General features: G+C 65.7%; 16 protein-coding genes. 10 read left to right on the plus strand and 6 right to left on the minus strand.

Going from position 1 to position 15402, the window contains the following annotated elements:
- Window positions 1–49: 49 nt before the first annotated feature.
- The 3 genes from C6W88_RS02210 (at window position 50) to rloA3 (ending at window position 3587) form a co-directional block, all read left to right on the plus strand.
- Window positions 50–1351 carry a DASH family cryptochrome gene (locus tag C6W88_RS02210; RefSeq protein ID WP_108131329.1) on the plus strand — a complete coding sequence of 434 codons (1302 nt, stop codon included), beginning with the start codon at window positions 50–52 and terminating at the stop codon, window positions 1349–1351.
- 220 nt (window positions 1352–1571) lie between these two features.
- Window positions 1572–2870, plus strand: a complete 1299-nt coding sequence (locus tag C6W88_RS02215; RefSeq protein ID WP_108131330.1) for a lytic murein transglycosylase — start codon at window positions 1572–1574, stop codon at window positions 2868–2870.
- A 138-nt stretch (window positions 2871–3008) separates the two neighbouring features.
- Window positions 3009–3587 (plus strand): retropepsin-like aspartic peptidase RloA3, encoded by a 579-nt coding sequence (gene rloA3 / locus C6W88_RS02220; RefSeq protein ID WP_045992177.1) that lies wholly within the window; start codon window positions 3009–3011, stop codon window positions 3585–3587.
- A gap of 39 nt (window positions 3588–3626) precedes the next feature.
- Here rloA3 and C6W88_RS02225 read toward each other — a convergent pair whose 3' ends face one another.
- Window positions 3627–4340 (minus strand): 16S rRNA (uracil(1498)-N(3))-methyltransferase, encoded by a 714-nt coding sequence (locus C6W88_RS02225; RefSeq protein WP_108131331.1) that lies wholly within the window; start codon window positions 4338–4340, stop codon window positions 3627–3629.
- A 119-nt stretch (window positions 4341–4459) separates the two neighbouring features.
- On the opposite strand from C6W88_RS02225, the gene phaR reads away from it, so the two are divergent.
- From phaR to C6W88_RS02245, 4 genes are all read left to right on the plus strand, one after another.
- The gene (gene phaR, locus C6W88_RS02230; RefSeq protein WP_045992122.1) at window positions 4460–4933 is read left to right on the plus strand and encodes a polyhydroxyalkanoate synthesis repressor PhaR; all 474 of its coding nucleotides are present in this window, start codon (window positions 4460–4462) and stop codon (window positions 4931–4933) included.
- A gap of 102 nt (window positions 4934–5035) precedes the next feature.
- On the plus strand, window positions 5036–6319 hold the full coding sequence (purD, locus tag C6W88_RS02235) for a phosphoribosylamine--glycine ligase (RefSeq protein ID WP_045992121.1): 1284 nt from the start codon (window positions 5036–5038) through the stop codon (window positions 6317–6319).
- Window positions 6320–6382: 63 nt separating this feature from the next.
- On the plus strand, window positions 6383–6817 hold the full coding sequence (locus tag C6W88_RS02240; RefSeq protein WP_045992120.1) for an acyl-CoA thioesterase: 435 nt from the start codon (window positions 6383–6385) through the stop codon (window positions 6815–6817).
- Entirely contained in the window at window positions 6817–7689 is an 873-nt protein-coding gene (locus C6W88_RS02245) for a phosphoribulokinase (RefSeq protein WP_045992119.1), read from the plus strand. Before C6W88_RS02240 ends, C6W88_RS02245 begins: the two co-directional genes overlap by 1 nt.
- Here C6W88_RS02245 and C6W88_RS02250 read toward each other — a convergent pair.
- Entirely contained in the window at window positions 7659–8651 is a 993-nt protein-coding gene (locus tag C6W88_RS02250; RefSeq protein WP_108131332.1) for a DMT family transporter, read from the minus strand. The two genes, C6W88_RS02245 and C6W88_RS02250, sit on opposite strands and share 31 nt — an antisense overlap.
- A 115-nt stretch (window positions 8652–8766) precedes the next feature.
- Here C6W88_RS02250 and C6W88_RS02255 point away from each other — a divergent pair, with 115 nt between their 5' ends.
- Window positions 8767–10194, plus strand: a complete 1428-nt coding sequence (locus tag C6W88_RS02255) for an aminotransferase-like domain-containing protein (protein WP_108131333.1) — start codon at window positions 8767–8769, stop codon at window positions 10192–10194.
- A gap of 42 nt (window positions 10195–10236) precedes the next feature.
- On the opposite strand, the gene C6W88_RS02260 is transcribed toward C6W88_RS02255, so the two are convergent.
- The gene (locus tag C6W88_RS02260; RefSeq protein WP_045992117.1) at window positions 10237–11481 is read right to left on the minus strand and encodes a cation:proton antiporter; all 1245 of its coding nucleotides are present in this window, start codon (window positions 11479–11481) and stop codon (window positions 10237–10239) included.
- Window positions 11482–11703: 222 nt separating this feature from the next.
- Between C6W88_RS02260 and C6W88_RS02265 the strand changes: the two genes are divergently transcribed.
- Complete coding sequence (locus tag C6W88_RS02265) at window positions 11704–12045, plus strand: histidine triad nucleotide-binding protein (RefSeq protein WP_045992116.1); 342 nt, start codon at window positions 11704–11706, stop codon at window positions 12043–12045.
- Between the two features lie 249 nt (window positions 12046–12294).
- Entirely contained in the window at window positions 12295–12939 is a 645-nt protein-coding gene (coq7, locus tag C6W88_RS02270) for a 2-polyprenyl-3-methyl-6-methoxy-1,4-benzoquinone monooxygenase (RefSeq protein ID WP_108131334.1), read from the plus strand.
- A gap of 137 nt (window positions 12940–13076) precedes the next feature.
- On the opposite strand, the gene C6W88_RS02275 is transcribed toward coq7, so the two are convergent.
- From C6W88_RS02275 to C6W88_RS02285, 3 genes are all read right to left on the minus strand, one after another.
- Window positions 13077–13496, minus strand: a complete 420-nt coding sequence (locus tag C6W88_RS02275) for an OsmC family protein (RefSeq protein WP_108131335.1) — start codon at window positions 13494–13496, stop codon at window positions 13077–13079.
- 102 nt (window positions 13497–13598) lie between these two features.
- A complete protein-coding gene (murU, locus tag C6W88_RS02280; RefSeq protein WP_045991846.1) occupies window positions 13599–14276 on the minus strand; it encodes an N-acetylmuramate alpha-1-phosphate uridylyltransferase MurU in 678 nt (225 codons plus the stop codon).
- Complete coding sequence (locus tag C6W88_RS02285; RefSeq protein ID WP_108131336.1) at window positions 14273–15313, minus strand: aminoglycoside phosphotransferase family protein; 1041 nt, start codon at window positions 15311–15313, stop codon at window positions 14273–14275. Before C6W88_RS02285 ends, murU begins: the two co-directional genes overlap by 4 nt.
- Window positions 15314–15402: the final 89 nt, after the last annotated feature.

Genomic DNA, 15402 nt, shown 5'->3' on the forward strand with positions numbered 1-15402 from the left:
TGCCCACGGGGCGCGTGCCGCGAATCCTCAGGCCTGTCGGGAGCGTGACATGGAAACAGAGCTGGTGTGGTTGCGTGGGGAACTGCGGCTGGCCGACAATCCCTTGCTGGACATCGCGCCCTCGGTCAGCGAGCGCCTGGTGGTGTTCGTGATCGACGAGGCGCTGCTTGATGGCACATCGGCAGACGGCGTGGCCGGTATCGGCGCTCGTCGGCTGCGCTTTCTGTGGCAGTGTCTCAAGGAGTTGCGTGGGACGCTGTTGAAGAAGGGTAGCGACCTGCTGGTGGCGGTGGACGAGCCGGTGTCGCTGGTCGCCCGGCTGGCCGAGCAGTATCAGGTGACACGGGTGGTGGCCAGCGAGGCAGCAGGCGGGGACGACCAGCTTGAGCGTCTGGCACGCTGCCTGCCAAGGCAGTGTCGACTGGAGCGTCGTGGTGCGGGCACGCTGTGGACGTCGCAGACGTTGCCGATGACGTTGGATGAGGTACCGGCAAGCTGGTCGGCTTTCCGGCGTCGTCTCGGCGAGGCGTCTCCTCGAAGCCACAGTCGTCCGGCCCCGGCGACGCAGCCGGCGTGGCCGGAGCGAGCGCCGCGCGGACTGCCCTCGTTGCAGCGATTGTCACGCGAAGCGGACGCCTTGAACGACGCGCCCGACAGCGCCGGGCTTGCCTTTGTCGGCGGTGAAGCGCCCGCCTGGCAGCGTCTCGACGACGTCGTGTGGGAGTCCGATTTGCTGGCGACCTATCAGCAGACGCGCAATGGTTTGATCGGCGCTGGCTTTTCGTCCCGTCTATCGCCCTGGCTGGCGCTTGGCTGTGTGTCGGCGACCCAGGTCCTCGAAGCACTGCGTGAATGGGAAGACCGGCGGGGCGCCAACGCATCATCTCGCCACTTCTATCACGAGTTGTTATGGCGCGAGTACTTCCACTGGGCGGCACGCCAGGAAGGCAAAGCGCTGTTCGGCGATCCTCCATCATCGCCGGGGCAGGCATTCGAGTGCTGGCGCCTGGGCGCTACCGGGCAGCCGCTGATCGATGCAGCCATGCGTGAGTTGACGGTCAGCGGCTGGCTCTCCAATCGCGCGCGTCAGCTCGTCGCCAGCTACCTGGTGCACGATCTCGGGGAGGACTGGCGCCACGGCGCCGCCTGGTTCGAACGCTGTCTGATCGACCATGACGTTGCCAGCAACTGGGGCAACTGGAAGTACATCGCAGGAGTGGGCCGCAACGCCAAACCCAGGATCTTCGATATCGACGAACAGAGCCGGCGCTACGACCCCGATGAACGCTATGTCCGCCACTGGAAGGAGCTGAGCTTGCAGCCGTCTTCCTACGAGGCACTGGGGCATTGAGGCACTGGGGCATTGAGGCACCGGTGTATGGAAGGACGAGCGATGCCCAGTTCACCACGTTGTTCGACCTCCCGTATGAGGTCTCTTGCCCATGCGGGTGGCTCTCACCTTGGTGGTAGTGGTGCCACATCTTGCGATGCTCTGGTGTCCTGACTGGCTGGTATGACAGCGGGTCCTGGGTCATCATGCCCGCATATTGATCGCCAAGGATTGCTTCATCATGCTGACCCGATTGTTCCCCGCCCTTCTCGTGGTGACCCTGGCCGGTTGCCAGAGTACCTCCGCCGCCCCCTCCGGCGATGCCGCGGCCGGTACCAATGCCAGTGCTGGTGCAAGCGTCACCGCCAGCGCCAGTGGCGAAGCGTCTGGGCAGGCCGCCCCTGCCGCCGCTGCAGCCGAGCCCCAGAGCTTCGATCAGTGGCTGGCCGGCTTTCGTGATCAGGCGCGTGCAGAAGGCATCAGCGAAGCGACCCTGGCGCGCGCGCTGGATGGCCTGCGCTACCGTCCCCGGGTGATCGAACTCGACGGCTCCCAGCCGGAGTTCGTGCGCCCGATCTGGCAATACCTGGATACCGCGGTCTCCAACGCCAGGGTGACCCAGGGGCGTGACAAGCTCGCCGCCAATCGCGCTGCGGCCGACCGCGCCGAGGCCGACTACGGTGTGCCCGCCGAGGTCCTTACCGCCATCTGGGGTATCGAGAGCAACTACGGCCAGAACTTCGGTGACTTCTCGACCCTGGAGGCACTGGCGACCCTGGCCTATGACGGTCGGCGCCGAGACTTTGCACGCGGTGAACTGATGGCAGCGCTCGAGATCATCGACGCCGGCGATATCACACCGCAGCGTATGAAGGGCTCCTGGGCGGGGGCCATGGGCCACACCCAGTTCATTCCTTCCAGTTTCGTGGCCTACGCCAAGGACGGAGACGGCGACGGTCGCCGTGATATCTGGGCGAGTATCCCCGACGTCATGGCGTCGACTGCCAACTATCTGGATCGTGCCGGTTGGCGTCAGGGCGAGCCCTGGGGTGTCGAGGTGCAACTGCCGTCCGGGTTCGACTACGCCCAGACCGAGCTCGATACCCGCAAGAGCGCCTCGGCTTGGGCCGGCCTGGGTGTGAGCCCGCTGGGCGGTGGCGATCTGCCGGCCTTCGATGAGGCGTCGGTGATCACTCCGGCCGGCGCGCGTGGTCCTGCTTTCCTGGTGGGACCGAACTTCCGCGCCATCCTGCGCTACAACAACGCCACCAGCTACGCCCTGGCGGTGGCCTCGCTGAGCGACCGTATCGCCGGGCGCGCCGGCATCGAGGGTGGCTGGCCTCGTGACGAGCAACCGCTCTCTCGTACTCAGGTGAAGACGCTGCAGTCGCGGCTTCAGGCGCTTGGCTACGAGGTGGGAACCCCGGACGGCATCATGGGTCCCAATACCCGGGCAGGGTTGCGCGCCTGGCAGCGCGACCAGGGTCTGGTGCCCGACGGCTTCGCCACGCTCAACCTGCTCGAACGCCTAAGCCACTGAGCGATCAATCAGCCCTGAAAACATCAAGGCGGCCCCTGACTCAGGGGCCTGACGTATCGGCGTCCGGCGGGACGCCCTCCACATGGAAATGGCACGATGACTCTCTGGAATCGATGGCTGTCGGGCCCCGCCCGACTGATGGCGCTGGCGGCGCTTCCCCTTTGCATGGCACCGGCCGGCGGCGCCCTGGCCGATGACGGCCCTGACGTCTTTGGCTGGGTCGAGATGGCGACCCTGGAGCCCTGGGACGTCGAAGTGAAGGCAAAGCTGGACAGCGGGGCGCTGACGTCTTCGCTGGATGCCCGGGATATCGAGCGCTTCGACAAGGAAGGCGAACCCTGGGTGCGTTTCGCCCTCGAGCTCGAGGACGAGGAGACCGGTGAAACCTTCAAGAAGCAGCTCGAGCGCCCGCTCTATCGCGACATGACGGTGCGCGGCGCCGGCGGTCGCGACGAGCGCCTGGTGGTGTTGATGGAGGTGTGCATGGGGGACACCATCCACGAGGAGCAGTTCAGCCTGCGCAACCGGGAAGAGATGAACTACCCGATGCTGCTGGGTCGCCGTACCATCGGTGAGCTCGGGCTGCTGGACGTGCGCGAGACCTTCATGATCGAGCCGAGTTGCGACGAGAACTCTCCGGTCATCGAGCATGAGGGAGAGGGCGAGTACGGCACCAACAAGGATGACGGTGCCGATGACGAGGACAGCGAGAGCTGATACGTCGATGGCACCGCTGGTGTGGTCTACAGGGTTGGCCTAGAAGAGCCTGGACAGTAGCGCGGTCACCGCGGTTTCCACTCGCAGGATGCGCTCGCCCAGGTGGATGCCCTCGCAGCCTGCCGCCAGCATCTGTTCCACCTCCCATTCGATGAAGCCGCCCTCGGGGCCGACCAGCAGGGTCACAGGCTCGGTCAGGCCACGAGGGCAGGCATTCGCCATCCCGGGGTGCGCCAACAGGCCCCGTCGTCCTTCCAGCAGGGACGGCAGACGGTCCTCGACGAAGGGCCGAAAGCCCCGCGCCGTGTTCACCACCGGCAGCGCAGTATCGCGGGCCTGCTCCAGGCCAAGCACCAGGTGCTGGTGGATCTTGGCGGGATCGAGTTCGGGGGACTGCCAGTAGCTCTTCTCCACCCTGCGGCTATGCAGCAACGTGATGCGCTTCACCCCCAGCGCGGTGGCATGCTCTATGCTTCTTGCCAGCATGCGTGGGCGAGGCAGCGCCAGCACCAGGTGCACCGGTAGCGCCGCGGGCGGAGCCTGATCGAGCCCGGAAACGTCGAAGCAGGCCTCATCGTCGGTCAGCGACACGAGCTGACCGCGGCCCAGCGGGCCGTTCTCCAGTCCCAGGGTCATCACGTCGCCCTGGCGGGCGCGGTGGACCTGGCGCAGGTGGGCCAGGCGCCGGGGGTCGCGGACCCGTGCCAACCCGGCGTCATCGACGTCGTTCCGGGTGAGAAGTATCAGATTCATGGAGCCTCGAGTACCGGTTTGTCTTGCAAGGGCCGTGTCGCGGTGCAAAATGGATGCGAACGAAGCCGAGGATCTGCAGCTGCAGTCCCTGGGCTTCCCACGAACAAAGGAGCAGCGCCGTGCGCGTGATTCGCAAGTATGCCAATCGCCGGCTCTATGATACCGAACAGAGCCGCTATGTAACGCTCGAGGATCTACGAAGCCTGATTCTCGAGGAAGTGCCTTTCCGTGTGGAAGATGCCAAGAGTGGCGAGGACCTGACGCGTACCATTCTGCTGTCGATCATCATCGAGCAGGAGCAGGCCGACAGCGACGCCGAGGTGTTCTCCAATGACCTGCTGCAACAGCTGATTCGGGTGTACGCCATGTCTCAGCCGCTGCCCCTGGCGCGCTACCTGGAGCAGGGCACCCGGTTGATGATGGAGCAGCAGAAGAAGATGCAGGATCAGTGGCAGCAGGCCATGCGGCATTCGCCGATGGAGCTGATGCGCGAGCTGGCCGAGGAAAACATGCGTTTCTGGCAGAACACCATCAGCCAGGGCGGAACCAGCCAGGGCGGGACCACCAAGGACGACGACGAGCGTTCCTCCTGACCCTCCCACGCCCGGCTCTGATGGAGAGAGGCCAGGAGGGCGAGAGCGGGCTTTTTCTGCCATAATGCCGCCTCATTTGGTACTCGAAAGGTAGTTGAGCGGATGAAGGTCCTGATCATCGGCGGCGGTGGCCGCGAACATGCCCTGGCCTGGAAGGTCGCCCAGTCGTCCAGCGTCTCCTCGGTCTTCGTGGCGCCAGGCAATGCCGGCACCGCACGGGAGGCGGGACTGACCAACGTCGATATCGCGGTATCCGACCTCGACGGGCTGGTGGACTTTGCCCGGCGCGAGAGCGTCGGCCTGACCATCGTGGGCCCCGAGGCGCCGCTGGTCGAGGGAGTGGTGGATCGTTTTCGTGATGCCGGGCTCGCGATCTTCGGCCCGACCCAGGGCGCTGCCCAGCTCGAGGGATCCAAGTCCTTTACCAAGGACTTTCTGGCTCGCCACGCCATTCCCACCGCTGACTACAGCACCTTCACCGCCGTGGAACCGGCGCTGGCCTATCTGCGGGACAAGGGCGCACCCATCGTCATCAAGGCCGACGGCCTGGCGGCGGGCAAGGGCGTCATCGTGGCCATGACCGAGGCCGAGGCCGAGGCGGCGGTGCGCGACATGCTCGAAGACAACGCCTTCGGTGATGCCGGTGCTCGTGTCGTGATCGAGGAATTCCTCGAAGGTGAGGAAGCCAGCTTTATCGTCATGGTGGATGGCGAGTCCATCGTGCCCATGGCCACCAGCCAGGACCACAAGCGGGTGGGCGAGGGCGACACCGGCCCCAACACCGGCGGCATGGGCGCCTATTCGCCGGCACCTGTGGTCACCGACAGCGTCTACCAGCGCATCATGGACGAGGTGATTCGCCCCACGGTGCGTGGCATGGCCGACGAAGGGCATCCTTATACCGGCTTCCTCTACGCCGGGCTGATGATCACCGACGCGGGTGAACCCAAGGTGATCGAGTACAACTGCCGCTTCGGCGACCCCGAAACCCAGCCGATCATGATGCGCCTGCAGAGCGATCTGGCCGAGCTGTGTCTGGCCGGCGCCGAGGGTCGCCTGTCCGGTCACGATTGCCGCTGGGACCCGCGTCCGGCCATCGGTGTGGTGATGGCCGCCGAAGGCTACCCCGGCAGCTACCGCAAGGGCGACGTGATCAGCGGAGGCGACAGTGCCGAGGCCCTGGGCGTCAAGGTCTTCCACGCCGGCACCGCGGAAAAGGATGGCCAGGTGGTCACCTCCGGCGGACGAGTGTTGTGCGTGACCGCCCTCGGTCAGGATCTTGGCGAGGCTCGGGAGCTGGCCTACCGCGGGGTCAAGACGGTGAGTTTCGAAGGCGCCTTCTGGCGTTCGGACATCGCCCACCGCGCCATGGCCCGGCAGTCCTGATCGTCGGGTACCGGTCTGGCTTGCCCCATGGTACTGACCAACAATAATCAGCAAGGAGCGAGCATGGAACGCGTCAAACTGGAGTTTCCCGAGCAGGCGATCGTCCACCGTCATGGTTTGACGGTGCGCGTGACCGACATGAACTACGGGCACCATCTGGGCCATGACGCCGTGATTTCGCTGTTGCACGAGGCCAGGGCGGCCGCCCTGGCCCATCTCGGGCTTCACGAAGGTGACATGGGAGGCTATCCCAGTGTCGCCGCTGACCTGGCGGTGCAGTACCAGGCCGAGTCTCGTTGGCCGGATGCCTTGACGGTCGAGACCGCCATCCCCGAACCGGCGCGCAAGGCCATCACGGTCTACCATCGCATGCGTCGCGACAGCGACCAGCGGATAGTGGCGACCGCCAGGCTCAACCTGATGGTGGTCGACCCCCAGGCAGGGCGTGCGGTGGCGGTGCCCGAAGCGGTACGTGACGCCCTGGCGAGGGCTGGCTGATGTCGAGGGAGTATCCAGTCATCGCGGTCACCGGCTCGTCCGGTGCCGGCACCACTACGGTCAAGCGTACCTTCGAGCGCATGTTCGCCCGGGAAGATGTCCATGCCGCCTTCGTCGATGGTGACGCCTTCCATCGCTACACCCGCCAGGAGATGGCGCGGATCTTTCGCGAGGAGCCCGAGCGCAAGGATGAGCTGTCCCACTTTGCGGTGGAGGCCAACCTGCTCGATCGCCTGGAGACGCTGTTCCAGGAGTACGGTGACAGCGGCGCCGGGACCTTCCGGCACTATATCCACGCCGAAGACAAGAAGATGATCGAGGCCGGCTACCAGGTCGGCACCTTTACCGAATGGCAGCCGCTGCCCACCGGTACCGACCTGCTGTTCTACGAGGGTCTGCACGGTGGGCTGGTCACCAGTGAGGTGGACATCGCCCGCCACGTCGATCTGCTGGTGGGCGTCGCCCCGACCATGAACCTCGAGTGGATCCAGAAGATCGACCGCGACATGCATGCCCGCGGCTACACCCAGGAAGCGGTCATCGACACCATCCTGGGGCGCATGGATGACTACGTGCGCTACATCCTGCCGCAGTTCTCGCGTACCCATATCAACTTTCAGCGGGTGCCCACGGTAGATACCTCGAACCCCTTCGAGGTCCAGGATATCCCCACCGATGCCGAGTCCTTCGTGGTGATCCGGTTCCGCGATCCGTCCACCGTGGATTTTCCCTACCTGCTGGCGATGATTCAGGACGCCTTCATGAGTCGCCCCCACACCCTGGTGGTGCCCGGCTCTCGTCTATCCTTGGCGATGGAGCTGATCCTCGGTCCGCTGGTGCGTCATCTGCTGGCCCAACGACGTTTTCGTTGAGCTGCCGCACCGTTGATGCCGGCTTCGTCTGACTGACAGGTCGGGATCGACGGCACCGGAGCTGGTGTGGCGAAGCGTTTTGCGCCGGCGACGCACACCACGACCGCGGCACAGGTGGCGAGCATCGCCACGCTGATCGACTCGTTCAACAACCAGGCCGCCAGGCCAAGCCCGAGAAACGGCTGCAGCAACTGTAGCTGACCCACCGCGGCCACCCCACCGAGCGCCAGGCCGCGATACCAGAAGATGAAGCCAATCAGCATGCTGAACAGCGATACATAGCCCAGCGACCACCAGGCGGCGCTGCCGATACCCTGCAGGGTCGGCGGTTGCGATGCGACCGCCAGAGGCAGCATCAACGGCAGGGTCAGGGTCAGCGCCCAGCAGATCACCCGCCAGCCTTGCAGCCGTCTTGATAGTCGCGCGCCCTCGGCGTAACCGAGCCCGCAGACGGTCACGGCGGCCAGCATCAACAGATCGCCGGTCAAGGAGGCGCTGCCAGGCTGGCCGAGCGCGAAGCCTGCGACCAGCGCAGCACCGCTCAACGAGCAGGCCCAGAACGCCGGGCGGGGCCTGTCGCCGGTACGCAGCACCCCGAACAGCGCGGTAGCCATCGGCAGCAGGCCGATATAGACCAGCGAGTGCGCTGCGCTGACGTGCTCCAGCGCCATGGCGGTCAGCAGTGGAAACCCCACCACCACGCAGGCGGCAACCAGCCCCAGCGATGCAAGCTCATCGGTCCGCGGCCGGCGTCCCTTCAGGCACGCCAGCAATACCACCGCCACCAGTCCCGCCAGGCTGGCCCTGGAAAAGGTCAGAAACAGCGGATCGAAGGCCCTCACCGCCACCCGGGTGGCGGGCAATGAACCGCTGAAGATGGCCATGCCGAGGGCGCCGCAGGCCCAGCCCTTGCCAAGGTCCGGGCGGTGTGTCGGGTTCAATGGTCGGTGTCGTGAGGGCATCTGCGCGAACTCCGTGGCGGGTCAGTAGCGCCTAGGGTGAAGGGCGTGCGCTGGTGCAGCCAGAGACGGTGCAGTACAGTTTTGACAAACTGTCATGGTGGAGCCTCCAGTACAGATGAAGGCACAGGACATCGATCGTCGGGCGGGCATCAGCCTGGTCGAGCAGGTGGTAGCGCTGATCCTGCGCCGCATGGCCCAGCGTCAGCTGGCGCCAGGTGCGCGCCTGCCGTCGATTCGCGGCTTGGCTGAATCGCTCGGGGTGTCACGCTCCACCGTGGTCGAGGCCTACGATCGGCTGGTCGCCGAGGGCGCCATCCATTCCCGTCGCGGCGCCGGCTTTTTCGTCGGTGATCGCTTGCCGCCGCTGTCCCTGGCGGAGCTGGCGCCCCGTCGCGAGCGCGAAGTGGACCCGCTGTGGCTGACCCGCCAGGCGCTCGAGAGCGACCATTACCGGCTGAGGCCAGGCTGTGGCTGGCTGCCGGCAGAGTGGATGCCCCACGAGGAGATTCGCCGTGGGCTGAGGCAGTTGGCGAGGCGTTCCGGCGCTGTCGCCAGCCTGACCGACTATGCGTCGCCCCAGGGCCTGCAAGCACTGCGTCAGGTGCTGGCGCATCGCCTTACCGAGCGGGGTGTCGAGGCGGCGCCGTCCCAGATCCTGCTGACCGAGTCCGGCACCCAGGCCATCGATCTGTTGTGTCGGTTTCTGCTCGAGCCGGGCGACCGCGTGCTGGTCGATGACCCCTGCTATTTCAACTTTCATGCCCTGCTGCGTGCCCACCGGGTCAAGGTGGTGGGGGTGCCCTTCAGCCCTGCGGGGCCGGACCTATCGCGCCTTGCCGAGGCCCTCGAGCAGCATCGTCCGCGGCTCTATATCACCAACTCGGGGCTGCATAATCCAACCGGTGCCAGCCTGTCACTGGCGGTGGCCCACCGCGTGCTGCGCCTGGCCGAGCGTCACGACCTGCTGATCATCGAGGACGACATCTTCGCCGACTTCGAGCACCAGGCGTCACCACGCCTGGCGGCGCTGGACGGGCTCGAGCGGGTAATCCAGGTGGGCAGCTTCTCCAAGACCCTGTCGGCCTCGGTGCGCTGTGGCTATATCGCCATCCGCCCCGAGTGGTTCGAGGAGCTGGTCGACCTGAAGCTGGCGACCTCCTTTGGCGCCAGCGCGCTGTCGGCAGAGCTGGTGTTCCAGCTGGTCAGGGAAGGCGCCTATCGACGTCACCTCAACGTGCTCAGGACGCGCCTGGCAGACGCCATGGGACAGGTCATGCCGCGACTGCGCTCGGCGGGCCTGGAGCCCTGGGTGGAGCCCAGTGCGGGGCTCTTTCTGTGGACGCGACTGCCCGCGGGGCTCTGCGCCAAGGACGTGGCCAGAGCGGCGTTGGACGAGGATCTGGTACTGGCGCCTGGGGAGGTGTTCAGCCCGGAAACGGCGAACAGTCACTACCTGCGCTTCAATGTGGCGCAGTCGCTGGATGATGACGTCTTCAGGGCGCTGGACCGGGCCATGGAGCGGGCGGCCCGGGGCGGGGACTGACCTTCGTGGTGCCATGCCAGTCCCGCTCATCCTGGAGGGGGCTCAGTGGCCGGGAGGCGCCTGCTTGACGGGGGCGTCCTTGGCGGCGCCAGAGCCGACAAAGCGCTGGGCCATGGGCTGGGCGCTGACGCCGTGCAGCACCACCGAGATCATGACCGTCAACACCACGCAGGCGAGGATCTCGTCGCTGCCGGGGATCGGGTACTGATCGTAGATCAGCAGTGCGAACAGGATGCTGGCCAACCCCCGAGGTCCGAACCAGCCGAGGAAGGTCTTTTCATAGGCGGACAAGCCGAGTCCGGTGAGCGATATCCAGATCGGAATCATGCGAATCACCGACAGGTACATCAGCGCCAGGGCCACGGTCTTCCAGGACGCATGCGAGAGGGCCAGCGGCACCATTACCGCACCGAAGATCAGGAAGGTGGCGATGGTCAAGAGCTGGCCCTCGCTCTCCATGAACTCCTCGATGAAGGTGGTGTCATGGCGTAGCTGGTTGCCGAAGGTCAGGCCGCCGAGGAACACCGCGATAAAGCCGTTGCCGCCGACGGTTTCGGCGACCAGATAGATCAGGAAGGCCAGCGCCAGAAACAGGATGCCCTGATAGATGACGGTGACGTAGCCGCGGTCGATGGCGGCGTCGAGCAGGCGGGCAAAGCCCCAGCCGAACAGCACCCCGACCAGCGGCCCGAGGGTCAGTTGCAGCAGGGCGAAGGTCCAGAGGTTGTTCGGGGCGTCGGCGACCTCGGTGCCGGTGGCCGCCACCGCCAGCAGTGCCGAGGCAAGAATCACGGGTACAGCCAGACCATCATTGAGCCCACTTTCGACGTTGATCGACTGGCGGATACGTTCCGGCACGCTGGGGCTCGATACCACCGCCTGGCCCAAGGCCGCGTCGGTCGGGGTAAGAATCGCCGCCACCAGCATGGCGGTGCCCCAGGCTGCTTCCGGCGAGACCCACTTGGCCATCAGCGTGCCCAGCAAGACCGTCAGGGGCATGCCGATCAACAGCATGCGCAGCGGAATCGCCAGGTTCTGGCGCAGAGACTTCAGCTTGACCACCGAGGCATCGGCGAACAGCACGATGATCAGGGTGATCTCGGCGATCACCTGGGTCAGCTCCTGCTGCATGTCCATGGGCACCAGGTCCGGCGTCAGCGCGCCCAGCCCCATCCCCGCGGCCATGAACACCATGGGCAGACTGATCAGCGAGGCCGAGATGCGCCGCGACAGCAGGGCAAAGGCGATGATGATCAGAAGGATCAGCAGCAGGGCGGTGTGATGCATGGCAGGCGACACTCCGAAAATGCATGGGAGCTACGGTTGTACCATAGCCGCAATGGCTTGGGGGGGCAGGCGAGCGCGATGACCAGAGGTGCATAACTGGCGGTTTGGGAACGTTGATCATGGGGCCTGGGTCAGTGATCGGGCGAGTCAGGGGACTGACAGCGGCCCTGTTGGCGGGTAATCTCGAAGACACCGTTTTTTCAGTGTGCCCCGGAGCCTGCCATGGATTGCCTGTTCTGCAAGATCATCAACCGCGAGATTCCCGCCGATATCGTCTACGAGGACGATCAGGTGCTGGCCTTCAACGATATCGATCCCAAGGCCCCGACCCATATGCTGGTCATCCCCAAGAAGCATATTGCCACCCTCAACGACATCACCGAGGAAGACCAGGCACTGGTGGGGCGCCTGCCGCTGACCGCCTCGCGTCTGGCCAAGGACCTCGGGTTTGCCGAAGACGGCTTCAGGGTGGTGATGAATTGCAATGAAGACGGCGGCCAGACGGTCTATCATATTCACATGCACGTGATGGGCGGTCGTCGCTTCACATGGCCGGCTGGCTAGCCGGCGCGCAACGGAGTCTCTTCCGGCAGTTCAAGCGCTCGACGCATCCGTGCATTCTCCGGCGTCGCCTGGTGTCCCCCAGGCGGCGCCGATCGCTTTTTGTTTCTAGGCGCAGCCGAGGGGCTGGTGCCCCATTTGAAAAGCCGGCGCTTGAGTGCCGCCGACGCTTGCGTAGAATAATCCCTTGATGCGAACGTTCATCGTTTCGCCCATGTTCGCTGGCTCACTTAGTCGTACAAGGATCGCGCCATGTCCCGCTCTCTCAGCCCCGCCGATCGGGCCATCCATCAGTTCGACAATGTATTGCGCACCCTGGTGCCGGGGGCGGCGCGGGCATCTCGGCCGACGCCCGCGGTCGATACGATCCATGACGGCGAAATGAGCCCGGATGAGCGCCATCACGCGGCCGGCCTGATGCGCATCAACCACACCGGAGAGGTATGCGCCCAGGCGCTGTACCAGGGCCAGGGCCTGACCGCCAAATTGCCGGAGGTGCGCGGCCAGATGGAGGAAGCCGCCCAGGAAGAGATCGATCACCTTGCCTGGTGCGAGGACCGGCTCAGGGAGTTGAATGCGCCGACCAGTCGACTCAATCCGCTGTTCTATGCGGCGTCCTTCGGCATGGGGGCACTGGCGGGGGCGGTTGGCGATCGTGTCAGCCTGGGCTTTGTCGCCGCCACCGAGGAACAGGTGGGCAAGCATCTGGACGAGCACCTCGAGACCTTGCCCGAAGGAGACAAGCGCTCCCGGGCGGTGCTCAGGCAGATGGCCATCGACGAGGCCCACCACGCCCAGCAGGCGCTGGAGGCTGGTGGCGCCAGGTTCCCTGGCCCGGTCAAGGCCGGCATGACGCTGATGTCCAGGGTGATGACCAAGAGCGTCTACCGCATCTGATCCTGTGCCGGTGGCCAGCGCCTGATGCTGCGATGGCCTCGCCCTCACGCAAAAGCCCCTGCCGATCGGCAGGGGCTTTTGCGTGAGGGTGGCTGTCGATCCGAGGCGCTCGCTGCTGCGCGGCGCTCGAAGCGGCCTCAGGATTCGACGATGGTGTAGGAATGGGTGACCTCGACGCCGCCCTTGGCCAGCATGATGGAGGCGCTGCAGTACTTGTCGGCGGAGAGTTCCACCGCGCGCTGGACCTGCTTTTCCTTGAGCCCCTTGCCGGTGACGGTGAAGTGCACGTGGATCTTGGTAAACACCGACGGCACGCTGTCGGCGCGTTCGGCCTCGATGTCGGCGACGCAGTCTTCCACCGGGGCGCGGGACTTCTCGAGGATCTCCAGCACGTCGAAGGAGGTGCAGGCGCCCATGCCCATCAGCAGCATCTCCATCGGGCGCGGCCCGGTGTTGCGGCCACCGTGATCGGGGGGGCCGTCGATGACCACGGCGTGGCCACTACCGGATTCGGCCACGAACTGACGGCCGTCGGTCCATTTGACGCTGGCTTTCATGGGGATTCCTTCTTTTTCTGCGATAGTGATGTCGATGTTTTTTGATGCGGTCTGCAGGATGCGGTCTGCAGGATGCGGTCTGCAGGATGCAGCCGGACTCAATCAGCGTTCGCCAGGAGCGCCGCCGAGTCTGTGATTCAACGCCTCGAGGCGCTCGGGCGTACCCACGTCGACCCAGTCTCCCCGATGGTGGGTGCCGGCGACGAGGTCGCGGGCCATGGCCTCGCGAAGCAGTGGAGCGACAGGATAGCAGGGAGCGGGCAGGTCATTCACCAGACGCGGGTCGATCAGCGCTATCCCCGAGTAGGTCAACTTTGGCGAGCCGTCGCTCGAAACTCTGCCGCCGGCCGCCAGGTGGAAGTCGCCGTCCGGGTTGTGGACGGGGTTGTCGACCAGCACCAGATGGGCCAGATCGCCCTCCAGAGAGGGCAGGGCGCTGGGGTCGATGTCGCAGAAGGCATCGGCGCTGACCAGCACGAAGGGCTCCTCGCCGAGCAGTGGGCGAGCCTTGGCGATACCGCCGGCGGTCTCCAGCGGCTCGTCCTCGCGACTGTAGGCAATCGATACCCCGTAGCGTTCACCGTCGCCCAGGGTCTCGATAATCTGGTCGGCACGGTAGCTGACGTTGATCACCACCTGTTCGATACCGCAGCCGGCCAGGCGCCTGAGGTGGTGGCCAATCAGCGGTTCGCCGGCCACCGGCAACAGGGGTTTGGGGCAGTGGTCGGTCAGCGGCCGCATGCGTTTGCCGAGACCGGCGGCCAGGATCATGGCTTTCATGGGCGCACCTCTGCGACGCGGGCTTCGATCAGCGGGCGCAGGCTGTCTTCGACCCAGGCGCTGAAGTCGGCGTGTCCCGCGAGGCCCTCCAGCCCCTCGAGGCTGTCCTGAAGATGGGCAAGAAAGTGAGGTAGACGCGCCAGGTAGCCGTCGCGCTGGTCGCGCAGGGTCAGGCGACAGAAGATGCCGAGCACCTTGAGCGCACGCTGGGCAGCCATGGCATTGACCCAGCGCAGGAAACTGTCGCTATCTACCGAGTCAGACAGGCGCCCGTCGGCTATCGCGCGCTGGCGGAAAGCCTCGCTCCAGGCCGCCCGGGTGGCCGCATCGAAGCGCCGATAGCGCCCGTGCAACAGCGAGATCAGGTCATAGGTGATGGGGCCTGCCAGGGCGTCCTGGAAGTCGATCAACCACAGTTCGGCGGCGTGACGCATCAGGTTCATGGCATCGAAGTCGCGGTGCACGGTGACCACCGGCTGGGCCAGCGCCTGTTCGATCAGCGCCTGGCGCAGCGCAGGCCAGCCGGGAGGCTGGCCATCCAACTCCAGCCACTGGGCGAGGCACCAGTCGGGGAACAGGTCCAGCTCCCGGGCCAGCGTTACGGCGTCGTAGGGCGGCAGGCTATCGCTCGGAGCCTTCCGCTGAAGCTCCTCGAGCAGCGCGATGGCGGCGTCGAAATGGGCGTGGGTGGTGGCCTCGTCGGCACCGTCGAGGGCCAGGTGCAGCGGCTCGTCGCCGAGGTCCTCAAGCTCCACGAAGCCCTGGTCGGCGTCCACGGCATAGACCCGGGGTACCGGCAGGCCCGCTGCGTGCCAGTCACGGGCGATGGCGACGAAGGGGCCGACGTCCTCCTGGGGGGGTGGGGCGTCCATCAGCATGCGGGTCTCCCCACTTTCCAGGGTGAGGCGGTAGTAACGCCTGAAGCTGGCGTCGCCGGCGGCCAGCACGAGATCGCTCGAGCCCTCGATGGACGGGTGCTGTGCCTGTGCCCAAAGGCGCAGTTGCTCGAGTCGGTGGGGGCTTTCAGCCTGGGACATCGGGGGGGAAACTCCTGGTGGCGGCAGGGCGAAGGATGCCAATGTCGGTTGACGCTCCGTTGGCCTCACCGCATGCTGTGCATGGATCA

This window comes from Halomonas litopenaei (genome assembly GCF_003045775.1).
GTDB lineage: Bacteria > Pseudomonadota > Gammaproteobacteria > Pseudomonadales > Halomonadaceae > Halomonas > Halomonas litopenaei.

Excerpts from the sequence above, each read along its gene's own strand:
- C6W88_RS02265 (WP_045992116.1), top strand. The coding sequence starts at position 11,704 with ATGGATTGCCTGTTCTGCAAGATCATCAACCGCGAGATTCCCGCCGAT.
- purD (WP_045992121.1), top strand. The coding sequence starts at position 5,036 with ATGAAGGTCCTGATCATCGGCGGCGGTGGCCGCGAACATGCCCTGGCC.
- C6W88_RS02250 (WP_108131332.1), bottom strand. The coding sequence starts at position 8,651 with ATGCCCTCACGACACCGACCATTGAACCCGACACACCGCCCGGACCTT.
- C6W88_RS02225 (WP_108131331.1), bottom strand. The coding sequence starts at position 4,340 with ATGAATCTGATACTTCTCACCCGGAACGACGTCGATGACGCCGGGTTG.
- C6W88_RS02240 (WP_045992120.1), top strand. The coding sequence starts at position 6,383 with ATGGAACGCGTCAAACTGGAGTTTCCCGAGCAGGCGATCGTCCACCGT.
- C6W88_RS02210 (WP_108131329.1), top strand. The coding sequence starts at position 50 with ATGGAAACAGAGCTGGTGTGGTTGCGTGGGGAACTGCGGCTGGCCGAC.
- C6W88_RS02275 (WP_108131335.1), bottom strand. The coding sequence starts at position 13,496 with ATGAAAGCCAGCGTCAAATGGACCGACGGCCGTCAGTTCGTGGCCGAA.
- C6W88_RS02285 (WP_108131336.1), bottom strand. The coding sequence starts at position 15,313 with ATGTCCCAGGCTGAAAGCCCCCACCGACTCGAGCAACTGCGCCTTTGG.
- C6W88_RS02215 (WP_108131330.1), top strand. The coding sequence starts at position 1,572 with ATGCTGACCCGATTGTTCCCCGCCCTTCTCGTGGTGACCCTGGCCGGT.
- rloA3 (WP_045992177.1), top strand. The coding sequence starts at position 3,009 with ATGGCGCTGGCGGCGCTTCCCCTTTGCATGGCACCGGCCGGCGGCGCC.
- C6W88_RS02260 (WP_045992117.1), bottom strand. The coding sequence starts at position 11,481 with ATGCATCACACCGCCCTGCTGCTGATCCTTCTGATCATCATCGCCTTT.
- C6W88_RS02255 (WP_108131333.1), top strand. The coding sequence starts at position 8,767 with ATGAAGGCACAGGACATCGATCGTCGGGCGGGCATCAGCCTGGTCGAG.
- C6W88_RS02245 (WP_045992119.1), top strand. The coding sequence starts at position 6,817 with ATGTCGAGGGAGTATCCAGTCATCGCGGTCACCGGCTCGTCCGGTGCC.
- coq7 (WP_108131334.1), top strand. The coding sequence starts at position 12,295 with ATGTCCCGCTCTCTCAGCCCCGCCGATCGGGCCATCCATCAGTTCGAC.
- murU (WP_045991846.1), bottom strand. The coding sequence starts at position 14,276 with ATGAAAGCCATGATCCTGGCCGCCGGTCTCGGCAAACGCATGCGGCCG.